The following is a 21,949-nucleotide window of genomic DNA, read 5'->3' on the forward strand; positions in this document are numbered from 1 at the left end:
TGATAACCTTTTGGTTTGGATATCTAAAACACCTTAGCTCTATGGAAAATAGCCGCGAACTTCACGCGTTAGGGATCATAATGGCATCCTTTTTATGCTTGATTGTATCTTTAATTGTTAAAAATGGTTCCTTTAATTGTAGTACTTAATACATTATGACAGCATTCACCATTGCATAAAAAGATATAATGAACAGCCCGACCTTGCCCATTTGGCATGGGAACGCACAATACAATAAAGTGATTACTCAGCTGAACTATTAAAATAATAAAGACTCTATTAAATAAAAGGAAAAATTATACCTATATATATATTGTATGTGTATGTTTATACTATTATCTTTGCCACCTGAATTTAATTTATATTGATGATACATATAACCTTGCCCGATGGAAGTGTAAAGGAGTTTGAGAAAAACGCTACTCCTATGGATGTTGCTAAAAGTATTAGCGAAGGATTTGCCAGAAATGTGATTTCGGCTAATTTTAATGGTATAACTATTGAAACCGCTACGCCTTTAACCACAGATGGCTCTTTGGTTTTGTATACTTGGAATAACGATGAAGGCAAAAAAGCGTTTTGGCATTCGTCTGCGCATGTATTGGCTCAAGCTTTAGAAGAATTATATCCTGGCGTTAAGTTAACAATTGGTCCTGCGATTGAAAATGGGTTTTATTATGATGTAGATTTTGGTGAACACAGCATTTCTGAAAAGGATTTTAAAGCTATTGAAGATAAGATGTTGGAAATAGCTCGTGGCAAACATGAATTTAAAATGCGTTCTGCGAGTAAAGCTGATGCGTTATCATTATATAAAGGTAACGAGTTTAAAACTGAGCTGATTGAAAACTTGGAGGATGGCACTATTACGTTTTGCGATCATTCTACATTTACCGATTTATGTCGTGGTGGCCATATTCCTAATACAGGTATTATAAAAGCAGTGAAAATATTATCGGTTGCAGGTGCTTATTGGCGCGGTAATGAAAATAACCCTCAACTTACTAGAGTTTACGGTATTTCATTTCCGAAGCAAAAAGAGCTTACCGAATATTTAGAATTACTTGAAGAAGCAAAGAAACGGGATCATAGAAAATTAGGAAAAGAATTAGAACTTTTTACGTTTTCACAAAAAGTGGGACAAGGTTTACCGTTATGGTTGCCAAAAGGAGCTGCTTTACGTGAGCGTTTAGAAAACTTTTTAAAAGCTGCCCAAAAGAAAGCGGGTTACGAAATGGTAGTAACACCTCATATTGGTCAGAAAGAATTATATGTAACTTCTGGGCATTATGCCAAATATGGAGCCGATAGTTTTCAGCCAATAAAAACTCCTAAAGAAGATGAAGAATTTTTATTGAAACCGATGAACTGTCCGCATCACTGCGAGATTTACAATAGTAGTCAGTGGTCATATAAAGATTTACCAAAGCGTTATGCTGAATTTGGTACCGTTTATAGATATGAACAAAGTGGAGAGCTTCATGGTTTAACCCGTGTAAGAGGCTTTACTCAAGATGATGCACACTTATTCTGTATGCCAGAACAATTGGATAAAGAGTTTAAAGATGTTATAGATTTGGTTCTTTATGTTTTTGGTTCTTTAGGTTTTGAAAACTTTACAGCACAAGTTTCTGTAAGAGATCCTGAAAATCCCGACAAATATATAGGTGATGTTGCTAACTGGGAAAAAGCAGAACAAGCAATCATTAATGCTGCAACCGATAAAGGTTTAGATTTTGTTGTAGAAACTGGCGAAGCTGCTTTTTACGGACCAAAACTAGACTTTATGGTTAAAGATGCTTTGGGAAGACGTTGGCAATTAGGTACTATTCAAGTAGATTACAACTTACCTGAACGTTTTGATTTAACCTACAAAGGTAGTGACAATGAGCTACACAGACCCGTCATGATTCATCGTGCACCGTTTGGAAGTATGGAACGTTTTGTTGCATTATTGTTAGAACATACAGGTGGTAATTTCCCGCTTTGGCTCATGCCAACACAAGCTATTATATTGTCTCTTAGTGAGAAATATGAAAAATACTCCGAAAAAGTTTTAAATTTGCTAGAAAATAACGAAATTCGCGCCCTCGTAGATAATAGAAATGAAACGATTGGGAAAAAAATTCGGGAAGCTGAAATGCAAAAGCACCCATTCATGATTATTATCGGAGAGAACGAAGAACGTGAAAACAAAATAACTGTGCGTCAGCATGGTGGAGAAGATTTAGGAATGATTTCTATAGAAGACTTCTCCAAAATTATAAAAGAAGAAATAAGTAAAACGCTCAAACCGTTCTAAAAATAAGTTTAATTTAAAAAGATAACGCCATAGCAATTAGAAGAAGAAATGTACCCAATAGAAGGGTTTCACAAGAGGATAAACACAAAATAAACTCTAAAATTACGGTGCCAAATGTACGTTTGGTAGGAGATAATGTAGAAATAGGAGTCTATTCAACTAGAGATGCATTAAAAATAGCTGACGAGCAAGGATTAGACCTTGTTGAGATTTCGCCAAATGCAGACCCTCCTGTTTGTAAGGTTATGGATTATAAAAAGTTTCTTTACGAACAAAAGAAACGTGATAAAGCTATAAAAGCAAAAGCTACGAAAGTAGTTATTAAAGAAATTCGTTTTGGTCCTCAAACAGACGACCATGATTACGAGTTTAAAAAGAAACATGCTGAGAAGTTTTTAAAAGAAGGAGCAAAACTTAAAGCGTTTGTATTTTTTAAAGGACGTTCTATCATCTTTAAAGAGCAAGGACAAATACTATTATTAAGACTTGCACAAGATTTGGAAGAACTTGGAAAAGTTGAGCAAATGCCAAGATTAGAAGGTAAACGTATGACAATGTTTATTGCTCCAAAAAAATAACAAGAGTAAAGTTATATTGAAAGATAAGATGCTGAAACAAGTTCAGTACTAAAATAATTAAGCGAAATAATTAAAAACTAGGAGAAAAAAGATGCCTAAAATGAAAACAAAATCTAGTGCCAAAAAACGTTTTAAGTTAACAGGTACTGGTAAGATTAAAAGAAAGCACGCTTTTAAGAGTCACATCTTAACAAAGAAGTCTAAAAAGCGTAAGCTAGCGTTAACTCACAGTGGATTAGTTCACGATAATGATGTTAACAGCATTAAAGAACAATTACGTTTAAAGTAATCTGTTCTGGTTAAAACAAATTAATAACCCTGGAGTTAGGCTCAACTAAAAGAGGCTTTTTATTAAGTCCGCCTACTACAAAAAAAAGTAAAAAATTATGCCAAGATCAGTAAATTCTGTTGCAAAAAGAGCCAGAAGAAAAAAGGTTCTTAAACAAGCAAAAGGTTACTTTGGAAGACGTAAAAACGTTTGGACAGTAGCTAAAAATGCGGTTGATAAAGCGATGCAATATTCGTACAGAGACCGTAGAAACAAAAAAAGAACATTCCGTGCATTATGGATTACGCGTATAAACGCTGGAGCCAGACAATACGGTATGTCGTATTCTCAATTTATGGGAAAATTAAAAGCCAATGATATTGAATTAAACCGTAAGGTTTTAGCAGATTTAGCTATGAATAACCCAGAAGCTTTTAAAGCTGTTGTAGAGAAAGTAAAATAAGGCGTTTCGCCTATTGTAAAACATATTATTCGCTTAATAAAAAATCCGGTTCTAAAGAATCGGATTTTTTTATATTAATAATATTCAGCAAACATTAAATAAAAGAAGAAACCTTATTTTTGCTACTTAAATCAGTATTTATGAATTTATCCCAAATCAAATTAATTGCTACCGATATGGATGGTACATTACTTAATTCAAATCATGAAGTAAGCAAGTTGTTTTTTGAGTTATTTGAAGAAATAAAGAAACATAATATTTTATTTGTTGCTGCTAGTGGCAGACCCTATTACAGTATTGTTGAGAAATTAAGTGCCATTAAAGATGATATTATAGTGGTTGCAGAAAATGGAGGCATTGTTGCCAAACAAGATACTCTTTTACTTTCAACTCCTATTAAAAAAGATAATCTATCCAAAGTAGAGTCAATTGTTGACTCCAATCACCATATTCATCCTGTTTTTTGTACTAAATTAAAAGCCTATTTTAAAAGTGCTTCTAACGGTCATATCAAATTATTATCAGAATATTACCCAACCTTTACTGTCATTGATTCTATTGATGATATTGAAGAAGAAATTATTAAAATAGCTCTCTATCATGATCAAGATTCTGAACAATATATTTATCCGCTTGTTAAAGAACTAGAATCTGATTACAAACTGAAAATATCAGGCAAAAACTGGTTAGACATCTCAGATGATTTAGCAAATAAAGGTCATGCGCTTGATTTAATTCAAAAAATGTATCATATCTCAAAAGAAGAAACCTTAGTGTTTGGCGATTATAATAATGATCTTGAAATGCTAAAACTAGCTTCTTATAGTTTTGCGATGGAAAATGCACATCCTAATGTGAAAGAAATAGCAAACTTTGAAACCAAAAGTAATAATGAGTTTGGTGTTGAAATGATTTTAAAACAGCTTATAGAAGCTAAAAATAACTTACTTGTTTAAGTATATTTAGTTACCAAAAGCAGTTACTACTAACTGCCTAGAGCCTCCATAGTTTCTATGCTCGCATAAATAAATACCTTGCCAAATTCCCATATTTAATTTTCCGTTTGTTATTGGAATTTGTACTGAAGAGCCTAATACAGACGACTTAATATGTGCAGGCATATCATCAGAGCCTTCATATGTATGCTTATAATAGGACGCGTTTCCAGGAATCATCTTATTAAAATGACTTTCGAAATCTGTCCTAACTGTATAATCAGCATTTTCATTAATAGTTAAACTTGCAGATGTGTGCTTTATAAATACCTGTAATTGGCCTATATTTATGTCCCTAATTTTGGGAATTCCTTCAATTATTATATCTGTTATTAAATGAAAGCCTCTTGGATATGGCTTTATTTGCAGTTCTTTTTGAAAAAAATTCATGACTCTGTATTATTTCGAATTTGAAGTTAAATTAAGTTTTAATAATAAAACAGAAACTTTTATTTCTATTATTAACACGCAACCTTTTCTAGTTTGTCTCATCTAAGTAACAAAAAGTTATTTTATGAAACAGTATATTTACGTATTACTTCTTCTCTTTAGTGTTACACTAAATAACTGTTCTTTAAACTCCACGAATGATACCAATACTTCACAAATAATAAAATCCTCTTGGAATTTAGTAAACATAAGTGGTGGTTTTGCTGGTGTAAACGAAAATTTTAATACAGGTGAAATTGTCTGGTCTTTTAATGAAGATAACTCTATTTTAACAGTAACTAATACCAATACAAGTGGTTCTATTGAATATGGCCCCATTTCTGGCACTTACTCATTTTCTGTAACCAATAACGGTTCAAATTTATTTCTTTTTATAGATTCTAATGAATTTGGTAGTTTTACAGTTACTCAAAACCAATTAATCATAGATCAAAGCATGACAACAAATGGTTCTGCTGTAGATAAATTTATTTATATTTTTCAAAGAAGTTCCATTATTGAATAATTGCTTATAAATATAATTATGAAAAGTACTCTAAACTCTCTTTTACTTTTAGTTATTCTTTTAACAACATTCGCATGTTCTAATTCAGACAGTCCAATAGGAAAATGGGAAGACAATATTAAACTTTCTAAAAAAACAGTACAATTTTCAGCTGATAGCAATTCTGTCATTATCACCACCAAAGGTGAATGGTGGTGGATTAATAATGTATCTTTAGATGGAAGTACAACTTTTGATTTTGGCGACATTGATACAACCAAAAGCAATTTTGTTATAGAGGATACAGAGTTTAAGATTGAGAGAAAGAATACCACTGAAATTCATATTGAAATGACAAAAAACCAAACAGATGCAGAAAGAGTTTTAAGAATAGGATTAGAAGCTGGTGATTATTTTGATGGAATTACAATTACTCAAGCTGCAAATTAAAATACAGTTATTTAAAAAAAACCAATCTATGAGAAAATTAATTTTAATTACAGTACTATTTTTTAGCTTCTTCAATTATAATTGCAGTTCTGATGATGCATTGGATAGTGATAAAAATGACTATCTGATATTTGGTCATTTTTACGGAATGTGTGTAGGAGATGGTTGTGTGGTAACATATAAACTAACTAACGAAAAACTATATGAAGATATAAATCACAACTATTCAGGAACCGATCTAAATTTTAAAGAATTAGAAAATAATAAATTTGAACAAGTAAAAGACTTGACAGATTATTTTCCTTCTGAGTTATTAAGTGAAAATGAAGATGTTTTTGGATGTCCTGATTGTGCTGATCAGGGTGGTTTATTTATTCAAATTTCACAAGGTGGCGTTATAAAAAGTTGGAGAATTGACCAACAAAAGGAAAATGTTCCTGAATACTTACAAGGCTTTATGGATAAAGTAAATGAAAAAATAGAATTGATTAATAATTAAACTATTTATGTTTTCTGCTTTTTCTTTCTTGCAGCAGGAAATAACACATTATTTAAAATTAATCGATACCCCGGAGAATTGGGATGTAAATCCAGTTCTGTTTTAGCATCCCCTACTCTATGTCTATAATCCTCTGGGTCGTGACCACCATAAAAGGTGAAAAAGCCTTTGCCTTTTATACCATGAATATATTTAGCTTCTCCATTAGATTTGTTTTCCCCAAGAACGAGCACATTAGATTTTATTTCATCTCTAGTAAAAGACGTTGTTTGCCCCATAAATCCTTTTATCAAAGCCGTATGATTTTGGCATAACATGGTTGGAATAGGATCCCATTTTGCAGAAAAATCCATCAAAGAAAAGTAATCTACTGTTCTTGAAATCATCCGTTTTTGAGTCATATCGATAGATGAAAACTCATAAACATTAGGGTCGCGTTCTAATGTAAAATTGGTAAATGCAAATGTTTTATTATAATCTATTTTACTCTGGTAATTAGGATCGCTTGCATCACCATCAAACATGGGTTCGCAAATATCAACTCCTTCCGCCGATAAGGCGATATCAAAGCTATCTGTAGCACTGCACATAGCAAACATGAAACCTCCTCCTATAACATAATCTCTTATTTTTAAAGCTACAGCCAATTTCTCTTCAGATACTTTATTATATCCTAATTTATTCGCTAAAGCTTCAGCTTCTTTTTTTTCTTCAATATACCAAGACGCCGTTTTATAGGCTCCATAAAACTTTCCATATTGTCCTGTAAAATCCTCATGATGTAAATGCAACCAATCATACATTAATAGTCCGTCATTTAAAACTTCTTCATCATAAATGGTTTCATACGGAATCTCTGCATAGGTTAAAATCATGGTTACCGCATCATCCCATGGTTTCTTCCCAGAAGGCGAATACACAGCAATTTTGGGCGCTTTTTCTAAAACAACGGCCTCCATATTTTGACTAGGACTACTTATTTCTTGTAAAATCTGTTCTGTTTTAGAATCGGAAATCACTTCAAAAGAAACGCCTCTAATTTGACATTCCATTTCAATATCCTTAACATCTGGGAGTAAAAATGATCCTCCTCTATAATTTAGTAACCACTTTACTTTCAACTGCTTTTCGAGAACCCAATAGGTTATTCCATAGGCTTTTAAATGATTTGCTTGACTATCAGCATCCATTGGAATAAGAATGTAGGAAGCGTAGGTTTTAACTGAAAGAAATAAAATAATTACAAATACAAGCGTCTTTTTCATAAATTGAAAGGTACTCAAAAAATATGTTGCATTAAATTACTTTAAGGAAAAATTATGTATTAAAACGGAACATCATTATCATCCTCCTCATTAAATGAACTTCCGAAAGCTTGATCTGGACTTGCTTTAAAGGTATCTGCTTTAAAGGTGTCATCGTTAGCAGCTGCATTCATTTTACTATGAAATTCAAAAGGCGAATCAAAATCATCTAAATTATCAAACTTACCTAAATGTCCAATAAACTTTAAACGAATGTTTTCTAGACCTCCATTACGGTGTTTAGCCACAATAAACTCTGCTTGACCTTCTGTAGGAGAGCGTTCATCGTCATCCCACTCATCAATTTTATAATATTCTGGTCGATAAATAAACGATACAATATCAGCATCTTGCTCAATGGCTCCAGATTCACGTAAATCTGACAGCAATGGCCGTTTACTTCCTCCACGAGTTTCAACAGCACGCGATAACTGAGATAATGCTATAACGGGTACATTAAGTTCTTTAGCTAAAGCCTTTAGATTTCTGGAAATCATCGAGATTTCTTGCTCACGATTTCCTCCATGACTATTTCCTCCAGTCATTAACTGTAAGTAGTCAATCATGATTAATTTTATACCATGTTGTGATGATAAACGTCTGGCTTTTGCCCGTAAATCAAAAATAGAAAGCGACGGCGTATCATCAATAAACAACGGTGCTTTTTCTAAACCTTTTACTTTAACGTTTAGTTGCTCCCATTCATGTTTTTCAAGTTTTCCTGTTCTTAATTTTTCTGAAGACAATCCTGTTTCGCTTGAAATTAAACGAGTGATTAATTGAACCGATGCCATCTCTAACGAGAAAAAAGCAACAGGGATATTCTGATCGACTGCTATATTTCTTGCCATCGACAAGGTTAGTGCTGTTTTACCCATCCCTGGACGTGCAGCTACAATAATTAAATCTGACGGTTGCCAACCAGATGTTAGCTTGTCTAATTTATTAAACCCGGTTGGAATACCACTTAAACCTTCTTTATTTGAAATTTCTTCAATTTTCTTTTTAGCCTGAATGACTAAATCTTGAGCCGTTTCACTAGATTTTTTAATATTACCTTGGGTAACTTCGTATAATTTAGCTTCAGCTTTGTCTAATAGATCAAAAACGTCTTTAGTTTCGTCATAAGAATCTTCTATAATTTCACTTGAAATTTTAATCAAACTACGTTGAATAAATTTCTGTAAAATAATGCGCGCATGAAACTCAATATGTGCTGAAGATGATACTTTTTGTGTTAGAGAAATGAGATAAAAATCACCTCCGGCAAGTTCTAATTTTGAATTTTTCTTTAACTGTGTAGAAACGGTTAATAAGTCAACTGGTTCGCTATTTTCAAACAACTGATATATAGCCTCAAATATGTGCTGATGTGCTTCTTTATAAAACGCATCAGGGCTTAAAATATCAATAACTTCATCTACACCTTTTTTATCAATCATCATTGCCCCAAGAACAACCTCCTCTAAATCAATAGCTTGAGGCGGTATTTTACCTTTTTCAAGACTGATTAAGGTACTTCTATCTACTTTATATCCTTTGATTTGTTTGGGCTGTTCCATAACTACGAAAGTAACTAAAATGAGGGTAGTTTTAAAGAAAAAAAGACATTGGATTATGAACCGTTGATTAACAATCTAACTGTTAATAACTTAAAAAAATTGTCAATAACCATAAAAAAATCTGGAGTAATTAACTCCAGATTTTACTGTACTGTGATTTTAAAAGGGTTATCCTTTGAAGACACCCATTTCCAAATATTTATTCATTCTACTTTCTATCATTTCTTTTGGTGATAAGTTTTTAAGCGACTCGTATGATTTGGATATAGCATCACTTACTGCCTTAAAAGTTTTTTCTCTATCTCTGTGTGCTCCACCTAGTGGTTCTTTTATAACCCCATCAATAACTTTAATTTTCATAGCGTCTTTGGCAGTTAATTTTAAAGCTTCGGCAGCTCGTTCTTTATATTCCCAACTACGCCATAATATCGACGAACAATTTTCTGGAGAAATAACAGAATACCATGAGTTTTCAAGCATTAAAACTTTGTCTCCTACTCCAATACCCAATGCACCTCCAGATGCACCTTCACCAATTATAATAGAAATAATTGGCACTTTTAATCGAGTCATTTCTAATATATTTCTTGCAATAGCCTCTCCTTGACCACGTTCCTCTGCCTCTAAGCCTGGGTAAGCACCAGGTGTATCTATTAAGGTAACAACGGGGATACCGAATTTCTCAGCAGATTTCATTAATCGTAATGCTTTTCTGTAGCCTTCTGGGTTAGCCATACCAAAATTACGATATTGCCTTGTTTTGGTATTATACCCTTTTTGCTGACCAATGAACATATAACTCTGGTCGCCAATTTTACCTAAACCACCTATCATAGCTTTATCATCCTTCACATTTCTATCTCCGTGAAGTTCTAAAAATGTATCTCCACAAATAGCATGAATATGGTCTAACGTATACGGCCTATTAGGATGTCGTGATAGCTGAACACGCTGCCATGGTGATAAATTTTTATAAATATCAATTTTAGCTTGTTTTAGCTTGTTTTCTATCTGCGAGCAGGTTTCAGTAACGTCTACTTCGCTTTCTTCACCAATTAATCTACATTTTTGTAATTGATCTTCTAGCTCTTTTATAGGAAGTTCAAATTCTAAATATTCCATAAGAATTTACAGTTTAAAAAAGATGTTTGGTTCTTTAGTTAGCTTACAAATATAAAAACTTTAATGATGATACGCCCTAAGAATGTTTTCTTTTTAAGACCCTCTTGTTTTTTAATATACCGTTCAGCATTACAGTTATAAGAATCATGGCTGCTCCATAATAAAAAGGGGTACTCATTTTTTCTTTTTCAGGGAAGAGAATAATGGCAATTACAATACCATAAACAGGTTCTAAATTATACGTTAACACAACAGTATAAGGGCTTATGAGTTTCATGACATGAACGGAGGCAATAAAAGTATAGGCTGTACATATTGAAGCCAATATAAATAAGTACTTAAAATCTGAAATACTTAATTTAAAGAACTCTTGAGAGAATCCATCTGTAAACAGCATTATAAATAAAGAAATAAAAATAACACCGCTTATAAATTCATAAAAAGAGATTGTTGTTGCTGAAGCCTTTTGTAGAAATTTACCATTTAGCACCGCAAATAAAGAAGATAAAAAAGCTGAAGTTATCCCTAAAACTATGCCTGTAAGATATTCTATTTCGCTTTTTGTAATTATAAAAATGCCTATAACTACAAATATTCCAAATACAATTTCATACCAAATAATTTTACGTTTAAAGATTATCGGTTCTAAAATTGACGCAAAAAAAGCGCCTGTTGAAAACATAGCTAAAGCAATTGATATGTTTGCCGCATCTATAGCTCCAAAAAATGTAATCCAGTGAAGCGCAATGATACATCCGGCTATAAAAAACTTAAACGCCAATTTTGGTGATACTTTTATATTTACCCTAGTTGTTTTTATAAAAGCAAACATTAATATAGAAGCCATTACCATACGAAACCAAACTAAAGGAATAGCAGAAATAGAAATTAATTCGCCTAAAATAGCAGTGAAACCAGCAATAAAAACCAAAAAATGAAGATGCAGGTAATTTCTTAGCTTAGCGTTTTGCATTTCGTAACAGGTAAATAGCTAAAATACCAAAAATCACATTAGGAAACCAAACCGCTATTAGAGGCGGGAAATTGGATTGTTCTGCCATAACTCCGAAGATTTTATCAAAAAACACAAAAACCATAGCAATACATATACCGACTGCAAGATTAACTCCCATACCACCACGCCTTTTTATTGATGATACTGCTACCGCTATAATTGTTAAAATAAAAACAGAAACAGGGAGACTCCATTTTCTAAAAAGCACTAATTGATAGCGCCCAATATTTGAAGAACCTCTTTCTTTTTCTTTTTTAATAAAACTTGTCAACTCACTATATGGCAATATTTCTGCTATATAAATTACAGGAGTTAAATCTTCTACATCAAAAGAAAATAAGGTGTCTTTTTGTTTTTCAATATCTATTATATCGTTATTGACACCAATGGTTCTCTTAACATAGTCTGTTAACTTATACGTTGTATCTTTTTCAACATATTTAATACTTTTTGCGCTAATTTTATACTTTAATTTATTGTTTTCAATGTGCTCTAATGTAAAATTAGTGCCTATTTTATTGTTTGCGTTAAAACTACTTACATAAATAAACTCATTGTCATTTATTTGTCTAAACACGTCACGATCTTCGGTGGTTTTTCTATTAGGATGCAAGTATTTATATTCAAACTCATTAAATCCTTTACTTGCTATAGGAGCCAAATACATTCCTAAAAACAATGCTAATCCAGCAATAATAGTTGCTCCTATTAAATAGGGTCTTAAAAATCTTGTAAATGATACTCCTGAACTTAAAAAAGCTATAACTTCTGTATTATTAGCTAATTTGGAGGTAAACCATATAACAGATAAAAACAAAAACAAAGGGAACAGTAAATAGGCAAAGTACACTGTGAAATCTAAATAGTAAAAGACTATCTCTTTAAATGGCACCTCATTATCTAATAATTTACCAATTTTTTCAGCAAGATTTACTGTTATTCCAATAGGAATAAACAATAACAACATCATAAAAAATGTAAATAGATAACGTTTTAATATGTACCAATCTAATATTTTCAACCTATAAACGTTTATTCATTTGATTAACCATTTTGTTTTTCCATTCATTAAAATCTCCTGCTAATATATGTTTTCTTGCTTCGCGAACCAACCATAAATAAAAACCTAAATTATGAATGGTTGCTATTTGCATTCCTAACAACTCATTAACAGAAAACAAATGTCGCAAATAAGCTTTGGTATAGTCTGTATCAACAAATGTTATTCCCATTTCATCAACTGGAGAAAAATCATCTTTCCACTTTAGGTTTTTAATATTCATTGTGCCATGAGCGGTAAAAAGCATTCCGTTTCTAGCATTTCTAGTTGGCATTACACAATCAAACATGTCTATACCTAACGCTATATTTTCTAAAATATTTATTGGCGTTCCAACTCCCATTAAATATCTTGGTTTGTCTTCTGGCAAAATACCACACACAACTTCTGTCATGGCGTACATTTCTTCTGCTGGTTCTCCTACAGATAACCCTCCAATAGCATTTCCTTCTGCACCCGCATTAGCAATATATTCGGCCGATTGGATTCGTAAATCTTTATACGTACTTCCTTGTACTATGGGGAAAAATGCTTGATTATAACCGTATTTTAAAGGTGTTCTCTTTAAGTGATTTATGCATCTATCTAACCACCTATGGGTCATATGCATTGATCGTTTTGCATAATGATAATCACATGGATAGGGTGTACATTCATCAAAAGCCATGATAATATCGGCACCTATACTACGTTGAATTTCCATCACATTTTCTGGAGTAAACGTATGATAACTTCCATCTATATGCGATTTAAATTTAACACCTTCTTCCTTAATTTTTCTATTAGCAGATAACGAATACACTTGGTATCCTCCAGAATCGGTCAAAATATTCCGATCCCAGTTCATGAATTTATGAAGACCTCCAGCTTTTTCTAAAGTATCCGTTTGAGGACGAAGGTATAAATGATAGGTATTCCCAAGGATAATATCTGGATTAATATCATTTTTAAGTTCTCGTTGATGGACTCCTTTTACAGATGCCACGGTTCCAACCGGCATAAAAATAGGTGTCTCAATGTTACCATGGTCTGTAATTATCACCCCTGCTCTAGCCTTACTTTGTAAATCCTTGGCTTTTAATTCAAATTTCATATTCAAAAATTCATCAGTCGGCAAACCTACATATTTTTTTAATTTTAATTTAATTTTATCCTATTAATATGTTGAATTACGCATTCAAATTTTTCTAAATCAAAACTTAGAAGTAATGATAATTAAACAATAATTATCTTGATTGTTATTAACAAAAAACAAACTTGTTAACACAAACAATGCCAAGACTTAAAATAGCACATTATAAGTTTGTAAAACTACCATAATAACTTATTTTTGTCGCGTTTAAAACAAACCATTAAGACATGCTAAACACACAACAATTAAAAGATTTAACCACTCAAGTTAGAAGAGACATCTTGAGAATGGTTCACAAAGTAAATTCTGGTCACCCAGGAGGTTCATTAGGTTGCACCGAATTTCTAGTAACCTTATATAATAATATTATGGACAGAAAAGAGGGCTTTGATATGGATGGTATTGGAGAAGATCTTTTCTTTTTATCGAACGGGCATATTTCTCCTGTTTTTTATAGTGTGTTAGCAAGAGTAGGTTATTTTCCTGTTGAAGAATTAAGCACGTTCAGATTAATAGATTCTCGTTTACAAGGGCACCCAACCACGCACGAAGAATTACCAGGTGTAAGAATAGCTTCTGGTTCTTTAGGTCAAGGCATGTCTGTTGCTTTAGGAGCAGCACAAGCTAAAAAAATGAATGGTGACAGCCATTTAGTTTACTCTCTTCATGGTGATGGCGAATTACAAGAGGGACAAAATTGGGAAGCCATTATGTATGCTTCTGCAAAAAAAGTAGACAACCTTATTTCTACAATAGACTTAAACGGACAACAAATTGATGGCTCGACTGATGATGTATTACCAATGGGAAGTATCAAAGCAAAATTCGAAGCTTTTGGTTGGATCGTTATTGACATTGAAGAAGGAAATAATATTGATGCTATTTTAAAAGGAATGGCTGAAGCAAAATCAAAAACCGGACAAGGAAAACCAGTATGTGTTTTGTTAAAAACAGTGATGGGTAATGGAGTTGATTTTATGATGTACACACACGAGTGGCATGGTAAAGCTCCAAATGATGAGCAATTAGCTATTGGATTAGCGCAAAACCCTGAAACTTTAGGAGATTATTAATTCCCAATCAAAAAAATAAAATGAAAACATATACATACACAGAAAAGAAAGATACAAGAAGTGGTTTTGGAGCTGGTTTAGCTGAATTGGGAAGAACAAACCCAAATGTTGTGGCACTTTGTGCTGATTTAACACCATCCTTAAAAATGGGTGAGTTTATTAAAGAAAACCCAGATCGTTTTTTCCAAATAGGAATTGCCGAAGCTAATATGATGGGTATTGCAGCTGGTTTAACCATTGGCGGAAAAATTCCATTCACCGGGACCTTTGCAAACTTTTCGACAGGTCGTGTTTACGACCAAATACGTCAATCTATTGCTTATTCTGGTAAAAATGTAAAAATATGTGCATCACATGCCGGATTAACACTTGGAGAAGATGGCGCAACTCACCAAATTTTAGAAGATATAGGATTAATGAAAATGCTTCCAGGCATGGTCGTAATAAATCCTTGTGATTATAACCAAACAAAAGCAGCAACTATAGCCATTGCCGATTATGAAGGGCCTGTTTACTTACGTTTTGGAAGACCTTCAGTGCCTATTTTTACACCTGCAGACCAAACTTTTGAAATAGGTAAAGCTATTAAATTAACAGAAGGAACCGATGTTACTATTGTGGCTACTGGCCATTTAGTATGGGAAGCTTTAGAAGCTTCAAAAGTATTATTTGAAAAGGGTATTTCTGCTGAAGTTATAAATATTCATACCATAAAACCTTTGGATGAAACTGCTATTTTAGAATCTGTTTCTAAAACAGGATGCATTGTGACTGCCGAAGAGCACAATGTTTTGGGGGGCTTAGGAGAAAGTGTGGCTAGAGTTTTAGCTTTAAACAACCCAACACCACAAGAATTTGTAGGAACCAACGATACGTTTGGTGAATCTGGTACACCAGCCCAACTTATGGATAAATATGAATTAAATAGTGCTGCTATTGTTTTAAAAGCAGAAAACGTTATTAAAAGAAAATAATATTTGTTTGGCAACGTTTTTGATTAAGTAAATCAGAATCTAAAAACGAATATTATGAAAAATTTAAAAAGTAAATTCAATGCGAGTAAAAAATTATTTTTTCTCGCATTATTTTTTGTGTCGATTTCAGCAACTACTTTTGCTCAAACCGGAAGTGGCTTTGGTATTAAAGCGGGTTTAAACTACAATTCAAATGGAACTTATTTTGAGTCTATTAGCTCAAATGCAAAACATCCTGACAGGAACATAGGATACCACCTAGGTGTTTTTGGAAAAATAGGGAATCAACTCTATTTTAGACCAGAATTAGTTTACACAAGTACTAAAAGTGACTATGCCAATGATAGTTTTAAAATGCAAAAACTTGATGCTCCTTTATTGGTAGGCTTAAAAGTTCTTGGTCCTATTAATGTATTTGCTGGCCCCTCTTTTCAATATATATTAGACACAAAATTTGATGGCATTGCTATTAATGATGTTAAGAATGATTTTTCTGTTGGACTCAACTTTGGTATTGGTTTAAGTCTAAATAAAATAGGCGTTGATTTACGCTATGAACGTGGTTTTAGTGAAAATGAAGCTAAGTTTGTTAACAATATTGGATTAACTGATCCAAGTCGAATAGACACTAGACCAGATCAACTTATTTTAAGTTTATCACTTAAACTTTAAAAGCTTGAGTTTATATAAAACAAAAAACCTTGCAAATGCAAGGTTTTTTGTTTTATTAAATTATAATTGTTCTAATTGGTGGGATCTAAATAGTCTGGAGTGCCATCACCATCTGTATCAGTAAACGTTATAACTGTTCCTGTATACGTGCCATCTTGCTCTTTGACAATTTTATTAAGAAGCACCTGATCTGATTCTAAAGTCATTGTTTTAACTTCTTCAAGTGTTGGCTTGTTATAGGTAGTTACAACAATTTCATCTTTAGTTAAAACACCATCACCATCATCATTATTATCAGCATAATTAGGAATGTTATCTCCATCAGTGTCGTCATCTAGAGTAAATTCTCCATCACCATTCAAATCTTCCAAATAAGAAGGAATGCCATCACCATCATTATCGTTTTGATACATTTGGAATAATTCTATTCTAAACATCAAAGGAGAATATGCTGGAATAATCGTTGTTGGTGAAGAAAAATAGGCTAATCCAGACGGCAAAAACATAACTCCAACTCCATTATTAATAAAATCTATGGTTCCATCACCAGCATCAACAAAACTTTCTGCTGTGTTAAAGTCTGGCAATACTTTACTCCAGCCTGGTACTAACGACAACAAATCAAAAGACACTGGGGTTGTTGCACTATCAAAAATAGTTTCGTCCAACAGTCTTCCTTCATAATTTACTCTTACTTTATCTGAAAATGTTGGAGAATCTCCGCCTCCTTGATTTAATTTAAGAATATAAAAATCATAATCTGTTTCTGCATATACAACACTCTTTTTTTCGACGGCATCCATAAGCAACGTACTTCCATCTGGAACAGTTTGGCCATCAGAAAGCTCTGTTATTACTAAATCATCAATACTTGGGTCCGGATTTGAAACAAAGTCACTTGAGTTATAATAATGAGTTTCTAAATATCCTACGATTGAATCATTATCAATAATTTGTTGTTCGCCTCTATCTCTTGGTGGTGTTACTTCTACCGAATTATTATCTTTTTTACAAGATAAAAAACCAAGAGTTAAACATAAAATATATAAAGTGACTTTTCTTATTCTCATTATTGCTTATTTTTGAGGTCGCAAGATACAATTTAAATATAATTTTGCATAACAACATTAACGTAGTTTTCACATTAAAAATATGCGAATAGATAAGTATTTATGGTGTATTAGGTATTACAAAACAAGATCACTTGCAACTACCGCCTGTAAAAAAGGACATGTGAGAGTTAATAATGAAATTGTTAAACCTAGCCGAGATGTTTACCCACAAGACCAAATTGATTTAAGAAAAGATCAAATTAACTACAAACTGATTGTTAACGACATTCCTGAAAGTAGAGTTGGTGCTAAACTTGTGGATATTTACAGAACCGATAAAACACCTAAAGAGCAATTTGAAGCTCAAGAACTTTTAAAGTATTCAAAAGACTATTACAGAAAGAAAGGGGCTGGCAGACCTACAAAAAAAGATAGAAGAGATATTGATGATTATACAGATGAACCATCGGATACTGAACTTTAATAAAAAAAAGACTACATTGATGTTCAACCTATCCATTGAAAAAATAAAATAGCCAGAGAAAATTGAGTAATTTTATACTTTAATTTAATATAAGTAATTATGACCGTTGAAAAGAACATTATACTAACGCACAATCAAATTAATAATAAGATTAGACGTATTGCTTTTCAGATATACGAAAACAACGTAAATGAAAAAGAAATTATTTTAGCTGGCATTGATAAAAACGGATTCATATTTGCAAAAAAACTAAAAACTGCTCTGCTGAAAATTTCTGATATTAATCCAATACTTTGTAAAGTAAGCATCAATAAAAAAAATCCTTTAGAAGACATAAAAACTTCTCTCCCTTCAAATGAGTACGAAAATAAATCTTTAATCTTGGTTGATGATGTTTTAAACTCTGGAACGACTTTAATTTATGGTGTCAAACATTTTTTAAACGTCCCTCTAAAACAATTTAAAACAGCCGTACTTGTTAATAGAAACCATAAAAAGTATCCTGTAAAAGCAGATTTTAAAGGCATATCTCTTTCTACCTCTTTACATGAACATGTTCATATTATGCTAGAAGGCAAAGTGTTTGAGGCTTATTTAGATTAAGTTAAATATGATACTATTTCTTTAGCAATTTTATTTCTAGATTTATTGTCGATAGAAATTTTAAAATTGGCCTGTTCATAATAAGGAGCTCTTTCAAACAAATGTTTGCCTATAAATTCGGTTAACTCATCTTCTGTTTCCAAATGTGCAATTAGTGGACGTTTACTTTTTCTTGTTTTTAGTCTATTAACTAAAAAAGAAATAGACGCTTTTAAATAGAAACTTTTAACGTGACTTGCATTTTGTATTATAGACATGTTTTTACCATAACAAGGTGTACCCCCTCCTAATGAGAGTATCACATTATTTTTTGTATCTATTATTTCATTTAAAAATAACGTTTCTAGCTTCCTAAAATATATTTCGCCTTTGTTTTTAAAAATATTTTGAACAGATATTCCTTCATTACTTTCAATATAACTATCTAAATCAATAAAATCGTAATGTAACTTTTCTGCTAAAATCTTTCCAATAGTCGACTTTCCTGAAGCCATATACCCAATTAAAATTACAATCATAAACTCGCTTTGAATTGATTATTAAAAACATACGTTAAAGCTTGACAAAAAAACAAAAAATTCTTCAAAAAAAGCCTTGTTTTATTAATTAAACATTTTATATTTGCACCCTCATTAGAGAAAAACATTTTGACCTGGTAGCTCAGTTGGTAGAGCATCTCCCTTTTAAGGAGAGGGTCCTGGGTTCGAGCCCCAGCCCGGTCACTAAAAAAAGTTAAGCTAGTTGCTTAACTTTTTTTATTTTTACAATGTTCATTGCGCACGTGGCGGAATTGGTAGACGCGCTAGCTTGAGGGGCTAGTATTCGCTTAGAATGTGGAAGTTCGAATCTTCTCGTGCGCACTTTTTTTATTTAATATGTCCTAATTTATTTTTTTAGTTAATAATTTTACTTAGTTTTGTTTAGCTTTTTAGAAACAAAGATGAACAATATAAAAACTGAGTTTAGCATTAAGGATTTAGAAAACCTTAGCGGTATCAAAGCTCACACTATACGGATTTGGGAAAAACGTTACAATTTATTGCACCCCAAGAGAACAGAAACTAACATTAGATATTATTCTACAGAAAGTCTTCAAAAGATTTTAAATGTTTCTTTTTTGAATAGTAATGGTTATAAAATATCTAAAATTTCAAATTTAAAGGAGGCAGATATTTCAGCGCTTGTAAAGGAAGTCGCTGCAAAAGAAAAAAAGTTAGATGATAATTCTATAAATGATTTCAAACTTGCCATGTTGACTTTTGATCAACAATTATTTTCTAAAACATACAAAGAACTAATTAAAGTAAAATCATTTAAAGAAATATTTTATGAAACTTTTATACCATTCTTAGGTGAAATAGGTCTGTTATGGCAAACAGACACGATTACTCCAGCTCACGAGCATTTTATTTCTACTCGAATAAAACAAAAAATATTACTAAATATTGAAAAGGCACAATCATTAAATAATGATGTTGATAATAAAAAAACGTTTGTGTTTTTTCTTCCAGAGAATGAAATTCATGATATAGGTTTGTTATTCATTAATTATGAATTAATCAGTAACGGCTACCAAACTATATTTTTAGGCCAAAGCATTCCCACTACTAGTTTAAAAGATTTATTAGAATTTTATAAAGAAATCATATTTATAACATTCATGACTGTAAAGCCAGAACAAGAAGATCTTAAAAATTATTTAGAACAATTTCAAGAAACACTTCTAAAAGGAAATAAAAATGAATTATGGATTCTTGGCAATATGTTAAAATATTTAGATTTGAATTCTCTTCCAAATCACATTACTGGGTTTACATCCATAGAAACTTTAGTAAAAAACTTAAAAATTTAAGTTAAAAATACGTATTATTGTTTAACTTTTTTATACATTTGTTAAACATATGAAAGTATCTATAATAGGTTCCGGGTTTTCTTCATTAGCCGCTTCATGCTATTTAGCGAAAGCAGGCTATGATGTTACTATATTTGAAAAGAATAAAACTATTGGAGGTCGAGCAAGACAACTAATAAAAAATGGTTTTACTTTTGATATCGGTCCCACATGGTATTGGATGCCCGATGTGTTTGAACGATTTTTTTCAGATTTTAATAAAGTTCCTTCAGACTATTATACACTAGAAAAATTAAATCCGGCTTACAGTGTTTATTTTGGAAAAGATGATTACATCACTATTGAAGATACGTTAGAAAAAATACTCTTAGCTTTTGAAAAAGAAGAAAAAGGGTCTTCAACAAAACTTAAAAAATTTATTGCTACTGCTAAAAGTAATTACGATATAGCTATAAAGGATTTGGTTTATAATCCAGGTGTTTCGCCATTAGAACTCATTACATTTCAAACGGCTAAAAAAGTGAATCAATTTTTTGGTAATATCAAAAGAGATGTAAGAAAAGAATTTAAAAATGAAAGACTTGTACAAATACTAGAGTTTCCTGTATTGTTTTTAGGAGCAAAACCTAGTGATACACCCTCATTTTATAGTTTTATGAATTATGCTGACTTTGGTTTAGGCACATTTCATCCCAAAAAAGGTATGTATCAGGTTATTTTGGCTATGGAGTCTTTAGCTAAAGACCTTGGTGTAACAATAATAACTGACAGTCCTATTGACACTATCATTGTTGAAAACGGACAAGCTAAAGGTGTAATTTCAAAAGGAAAAACTATTTCAAGCGATATTGTTTTAAGTGGAGCAGACTATCATCACACAGAAACATTATTAGAAAAACCATATAGACAATATTCAGAAAGTTATTGGAACAAAAAAACATTTGCGCCTTCTTCGCTGCTATTTTATGTTGGTTTTGATAAAAAAATAAAGAACGTAAATCATCATACCTTATTTTTTGATGTAGATTTTGATGTGCATGCAGAAGCTATATATGACAATCCTAAATGGCCTGAAAACCCATTGTTTTATGCGAGTTTTCCAAGTAAAACAGATACTAATTCTGCTCCTGAAGGTCAAGAAGCTGGTATTTTTTTAATTCCGCTTGCACCAGGATTAGAAGATTCATCAGAGTTAAGAGAATTATATTTTGAAAAAATAATGACTCGTTTTGAAACATTAACATCTCAAAATATAAAAAAACATGTTATATTTAAAGAGTCGTTTTGTATTAATGATTTTATAAAAGATTATAATTCGTATAAAGGAAATGCCTATGGAATGGCAAATACGTTAACACAAACGGCATTTTTAAGACCCAAATTGAAGAGTAAAAAAGTGAAAAACTTGTTTTTTACTGGTCAATTAACTGTGCCAGGACCAGGAGTTCCACCTTCCCTAATTTCTGGGAAGTTAGTAGCAGAATTAATAAGCAAACATCACATACTTAAACCTAGTTTAAGTATCGCATAAAAAATCATCAACCACCAACTAATA

24 protein-coding genes and 2 tRNA genes are annotated in these 21,949 nt (G+C 32.0%); 17 read left to right on the forward strand and 9 right to left on the reverse strand.

The features are described 5' to 3' along the window. Positions 1–367 precede the first annotated feature (367 nt). The 5 genes from thrS (at position 368) to G5V56_RS12335 (ending at position 4,567) form a co-directional block, all read left to right on the forward strand. Positions 368–2,302 carry a threonine--tRNA ligase gene (gene thrS, locus G5V56_RS12315; RefSeq protein WP_166965430.1) on the forward strand — a complete coding sequence of 645 codons (1,935 nt, stop codon included), beginning with the start codon at positions 368–370 and terminating at the stop codon, positions 2,300–2,302. Positions 2,303–2,331: 29 nt separating this feature from the next. Continuing rightward, on the forward strand, positions 2,332–2,880 hold the full coding sequence (gene infC / locus G5V56_RS12320) for a translation initiation factor IF-3 (protein WP_166966132.1): 549 nt from the start codon (positions 2,332–2,334) through the stop codon (positions 2,878–2,880). A gap of 91 nt (positions 2,881–2,971) precedes the next feature. Then, positions 2,972–3,169 (forward strand): 50S ribosomal protein L35, encoded by a 198-nt coding sequence (gene rpmI / locus G5V56_RS12325; RefSeq protein WP_066220511.1) that lies wholly within the window; start codon positions 2,972–2,974, stop codon positions 3,167–3,169. A gap of 97 nt (positions 3,170–3,266) precedes the next feature. Next, positions 3,267–3,611, forward strand: coding sequence for a 50S ribosomal protein L20 (gene rplT, locus G5V56_RS12330; protein ID WP_166965432.1), 345 nt, complete (start codon positions 3,267–3,269; stop codon positions 3,609–3,611). Between the two features lie 140 nt (positions 3,612–3,751). Further along, positions 3,752–4,567, forward strand: coding sequence for an HAD family hydrolase (locus G5V56_RS12335; RefSeq protein WP_166965434.1), 816 nt, complete (start codon positions 3,752–3,754; stop codon positions 4,565–4,567). Positions 4,568–4,573: 6 nt separating this feature from the next. On the opposite strand, the gene G5V56_RS12340 is transcribed toward G5V56_RS12335, so the two are convergent. Further along, positions 4,574–4,996, reverse strand: coding sequence for a secondary thiamine-phosphate synthase enzyme YjbQ (locus G5V56_RS12340; protein WP_166965436.1), 423 nt, complete (start codon positions 4,994–4,996; stop codon positions 4,574–4,576). 124 nt (positions 4,997–5,120) lie between these two features. Here G5V56_RS12340 and G5V56_RS12345 point away from each other — a divergent pair, with 124 nt between their 5' ends. The 3 genes from G5V56_RS12345 to G5V56_RS12355 are packed head-to-tail and all read left to right on the forward strand — an operon-like array spanning position 5,121 to position 6,489. Further along, positions 5,121–5,561: a hypothetical protein gene (locus G5V56_RS12345; RefSeq protein ID WP_166965438.1), complete on the forward strand. Its 441-nt coding sequence runs from the start codon at positions 5,121–5,123 to the stop codon at positions 5,559–5,561. An 18-nt stretch (positions 5,562–5,579) separates the two neighbouring features. Further along, positions 5,580–5,990: a hypothetical protein gene (locus tag G5V56_RS12350; protein WP_166965440.1), complete on the forward strand. Its 411-nt coding sequence runs from the start codon at positions 5,580–5,582 to the stop codon at positions 5,988–5,990. A 28-nt stretch (positions 5,991–6,018) separates the two neighbouring features. Continuing rightward, complete coding sequence (locus tag G5V56_RS12355; RefSeq protein WP_166965442.1) at positions 6,019–6,489, forward strand: hypothetical protein; 471 nt, start codon at positions 6,019–6,021, stop codon at positions 6,487–6,489. Positions 6,490–6,494: 5 nt separating this feature from the next. Here the strand turns inward: G5V56_RS12355 and G5V56_RS12360 are convergent, their stop codons facing one another. From G5V56_RS12360 to tgt, 6 genes are all read right to left on the reverse strand, one after another. Further along, positions 6,495–7,679 carry an asparagine synthetase B gene (locus G5V56_RS12360; RefSeq protein WP_166966134.1) on the reverse strand — a complete coding sequence of 395 codons (1,185 nt, stop codon included), beginning with the start codon at positions 7,677–7,679 and terminating at the stop codon, positions 6,495–6,497. Positions 7,680–7,813: 134 nt separating this feature from the next. Next, positions 7,814–9,355 carry a replicative DNA helicase gene (gene dnaB, locus G5V56_RS12365; RefSeq protein ID WP_166965444.1) on the reverse strand — a complete coding sequence of 514 codons (1,542 nt, stop codon included), beginning with the start codon at positions 9,353–9,355 and terminating at the stop codon, positions 7,814–7,816. Positions 9,356–9,523: 168 nt separating this feature from the next. Continuing rightward, positions 9,524–10,477, reverse strand: coding sequence for an acetyl-CoA carboxylase carboxyltransferase subunit alpha (locus tag G5V56_RS12370; protein ID WP_166965446.1), 954 nt, complete (start codon positions 10,475–10,477; stop codon positions 9,524–9,526). 76 nt (positions 10,478–10,553) lie between these two features. Further along, positions 10,554–11,450: a DMT family transporter gene (locus G5V56_RS12375; RefSeq protein ID WP_166965448.1), complete on the reverse strand. Its 897-nt coding sequence runs from the start codon at positions 11,448–11,450 to the stop codon at positions 10,554–10,556. Beyond that, positions 11,437–12,513: an LptF/LptG family permease gene (locus G5V56_RS12380; RefSeq protein ID WP_166965450.1), complete on the reverse strand. Its 1,077-nt coding sequence runs from the start codon at positions 12,511–12,513 to the stop codon at positions 11,437–11,439. Before G5V56_RS12380 ends, G5V56_RS12375 begins: the two co-directional genes overlap by 14 nt. A 1-nt stretch (position 12,514) precedes the next feature. After that, positions 12,515–13,645, reverse strand: a complete 1,131-nt coding sequence (gene tgt, locus G5V56_RS12385) for a tRNA guanosine(34) transglycosylase Tgt (protein ID WP_166965452.1) — start codon at positions 13,643–13,645, stop codon at positions 12,515–12,517. Positions 13,646–13,911: 266 nt separating this feature from the next. On the opposite strand from tgt, the gene G5V56_RS12390 reads away from it, so the two are divergent. Genes G5V56_RS12390 through G5V56_RS12400 form a run of 3 tightly spaced genes read left to right on the forward strand, consistent with a single transcriptional unit; the run spans position 13,912 to position 16,403 of the window. After that, a complete protein-coding gene (locus G5V56_RS12390; protein WP_166965454.1) occupies positions 13,912–14,757 on the forward strand; it encodes a transketolase in 846 nt (281 codons plus the stop codon). A gap of 20 nt (positions 14,758–14,777) precedes the next feature. Next, positions 14,778–15,731 (forward strand): transketolase family protein, encoded by a 954-nt coding sequence (locus G5V56_RS12395; RefSeq protein WP_166965456.1) that lies wholly within the window; start codon positions 14,778–14,780, stop codon positions 15,729–15,731. A 54-nt stretch (positions 15,732–15,785) separates the two neighbouring features. Next, complete coding sequence (locus G5V56_RS12400) at positions 15,786–16,403, forward strand: outer membrane beta-barrel protein (RefSeq protein ID WP_166965458.1); 618 nt, start codon at positions 15,786–15,788, stop codon at positions 16,401–16,403. Between the two features lie 71 nt (positions 16,404–16,474). On the opposite strand, the gene G5V56_RS12405 is transcribed toward G5V56_RS12400, so the two are convergent. Then, a complete protein-coding gene (locus G5V56_RS12405; protein ID WP_166965460.1) occupies positions 16,475–17,473 on the reverse strand; it encodes an FKBP-type peptidyl-prolyl cis-trans isomerase in 999 nt (332 codons plus the stop codon). A gap of 82 nt (positions 17,474–17,555) precedes the next feature. Between G5V56_RS12405 and G5V56_RS12410 the strand changes: the two genes are divergently transcribed. Then, the gene (locus G5V56_RS12410) at positions 17,556–17,939 is read left to right on the forward strand and encodes an RNA-binding S4 domain-containing protein (protein WP_166965462.1); all 384 of its coding nucleotides are present in this window, start codon (positions 17,556–17,558) and stop codon (positions 17,937–17,939) included. 99 nt (positions 17,940–18,038) lie between these two features. Continuing rightward, positions 18,039–18,542 (forward strand): phosphoribosyltransferase domain-containing protein, encoded by a 504-nt coding sequence (locus G5V56_RS12415; RefSeq protein WP_166965464.1) that lies wholly within the window; start codon positions 18,039–18,041, stop codon positions 18,540–18,542. Here G5V56_RS12415 and G5V56_RS12420 read toward each other — a convergent pair. Continuing rightward, positions 18,539–19,060 carry a shikimate kinase gene (locus G5V56_RS12420; RefSeq protein ID WP_166965466.1) on the reverse strand — a complete coding sequence of 174 codons (522 nt, stop codon included), beginning with the start codon at positions 19,058–19,060 and terminating at the stop codon, positions 18,539–18,541. The two genes, G5V56_RS12415 and G5V56_RS12420, sit on opposite strands and share 4 nt — an antisense overlap. Positions 19,061–19,191: 131 nt before the next feature. Here G5V56_RS12420 and G5V56_RS12425 point away from each other — a divergent pair. The 4 genes from G5V56_RS12425 to G5V56_RS12440 all read left to right on the forward strand — a co-directional run bounded on the left by G5V56_RS12425 (position 19,192) and on the right by G5V56_RS12440 (position 21,925). Then, positions 19,192–19,264: transfer RNA gene (locus G5V56_RS12425), tRNA-Lys, on the forward strand. Between the two features lie 53 nt (positions 19,265–19,317). Then, positions 19,318–19,402 (forward strand) — tRNA-Leu (locus tag G5V56_RS12430). Positions 19,403–19,482: 80 nt separating this feature from the next. Further along, positions 19,483–20,394: a MerR family transcriptional regulator gene (locus tag G5V56_RS12435; RefSeq protein ID WP_166965468.1), complete on the forward strand. Its 912-nt coding sequence runs from the start codon at positions 19,483–19,485 to the stop codon at positions 20,392–20,394. A 49-nt stretch (positions 20,395–20,443) separates the two neighbouring features. Further along, a complete protein-coding gene (locus tag G5V56_RS12440) occupies positions 20,444–21,925 on the forward strand; it encodes a phytoene desaturase family protein (protein WP_166965470.1) in 1,482 nt (493 codons plus the stop codon). The last annotated feature ends 24 nt before the right edge of the window (positions 21,926–21,949 follow it).

Source organism: Yeosuana marina (assembly GCF_011762485.1).
GTDB lineage: Bacteria > Bacteroidota > Bacteroidia > Flavobacteriales > Flavobacteriaceae > Yeosuana > Yeosuana marina.

What these genes read in the sequence shown, in the direction of transcription:
- G5V56_RS12355 (WP_166965442.1), top strand. Translation starts at nt 6,019, where the DNA reads ATGAGAAAATTAATTTTAATTACAGTACTATTTTTTAGCTTCTTCAAT.
- G5V56_RS12360 (WP_166966134.1), bottom strand. Translation starts at nt 7,679, where the DNA reads ATGGATGCTGATAGTCAAGCAAATCATTTAAAAGCCTATGGAATAACC.
- G5V56_RS12410 (WP_166965462.1), top strand. Translation starts at nt 17,556, where the DNA reads ATGCGAATAGATAAGTATTTATGGTGTATTAGGTATTACAAAACAAGA.
- G5V56_RS12420 (WP_166965466.1), bottom strand. Translation starts at nt 19,060, where the DNA reads ATGATTGTAATTTTAATTGGGTATATGGCTTCAGGAAAGTCGACTATT.
- G5V56_RS12435 (WP_166965468.1), top strand. Translation starts at nt 19,483, where the DNA reads ATGAACAATATAAAAACTGAGTTTAGCATTAAGGATTTAGAAAACCTT.
- G5V56_RS12390 (WP_166965454.1), top strand. Translation starts at nt 13,912, where the DNA reads ATGCTAAACACACAACAATTAAAAGATTTAACCACTCAAGTTAGAAGA.
- G5V56_RS12405 (WP_166965460.1), bottom strand. Translation starts at nt 17,473, where the DNA reads ATGAGAATAAGAAAAGTCACTTTATATATTTTATGTTTAACTCTTGGT.
- G5V56_RS12340 (WP_166965436.1), bottom strand. Translation starts at nt 4,996, where the DNA reads ATGAATTTTTTTCAAAAAGAACTGCAAATAAAGCCATATCCAAGAGGC.
- G5V56_RS12335 (WP_166965434.1), top strand. Translation starts at nt 3,752, where the DNA reads ATGAATTTATCCCAAATCAAATTAATTGCTACCGATATGGATGGTACA.
- G5V56_RS12440 (WP_166965470.1), top strand. Translation starts at nt 20,444, where the DNA reads ATGAAAGTATCTATAATAGGTTCCGGGTTTTCTTCATTAGCCGCTTCA.
- G5V56_RS12375 (WP_166965448.1), bottom strand. Translation starts at nt 11,450, where the DNA reads ATGCAAAACGCTAAGCTAAGAAATTACCTGCATCTTCATTTTTTGGTT.
- rpmI (WP_066220511.1), top strand. Translation starts at nt 2,972, where the DNA reads ATGCCTAAAATGAAAACAAAATCTAGTGCCAAAAAACGTTTTAAGTTA.
- G5V56_RS12395 (WP_166965456.1), top strand. Translation starts at nt 14,778, where the DNA reads ATGAAAACATATACATACACAGAAAAGAAAGATACAAGAAGTGGTTTT.
- rplT (WP_166965432.1), top strand. Translation starts at nt 3,267, where the DNA reads ATGCCAAGATCAGTAAATTCTGTTGCAAAAAGAGCCAGAAGAAAAAAG.
- tgt (WP_166965452.1), bottom strand. Translation starts at nt 13,645, where the DNA reads ATGAAATTTGAATTAAAAGCCAAGGATTTACAAAGTAAGGCTAGAGCA.
- dnaB (WP_166965444.1), bottom strand. Translation starts at nt 9,355, where the DNA reads ATGGAACAGCCCAAACAAATCAAAGGATATAAAGTAGATAGAAGTACC.
- G5V56_RS12400 (WP_166965458.1), top strand. Translation starts at nt 15,786, where the DNA reads ATGAAAAATTTAAAAAGTAAATTCAATGCGAGTAAAAAATTATTTTTT.
- thrS (WP_166965430.1), top strand. Translation starts at nt 368, where the DNA reads ATGATACATATAACCTTGCCCGATGGAAGTGTAAAGGAGTTTGAGAAA.
- G5V56_RS12345 (WP_166965438.1), top strand. Translation starts at nt 5,121, where the DNA reads ATGAAACAGTATATTTACGTATTACTTCTTCTCTTTAGTGTTACACTA.
- G5V56_RS12415 (WP_166965464.1), top strand. Translation starts at nt 18,039, where the DNA reads ATGACCGTTGAAAAGAACATTATACTAACGCACAATCAAATTAATAAT.
- G5V56_RS12350 (WP_166965440.1), top strand. Translation starts at nt 5,580, where the DNA reads ATGAAAAGTACTCTAAACTCTCTTTTACTTTTAGTTATTCTTTTAACA.
- G5V56_RS12370 (WP_166965446.1), bottom strand. Translation starts at nt 10,477, where the DNA reads ATGGAATATTTAGAATTTGAACTTCCTATAAAAGAGCTAGAAGATCAA.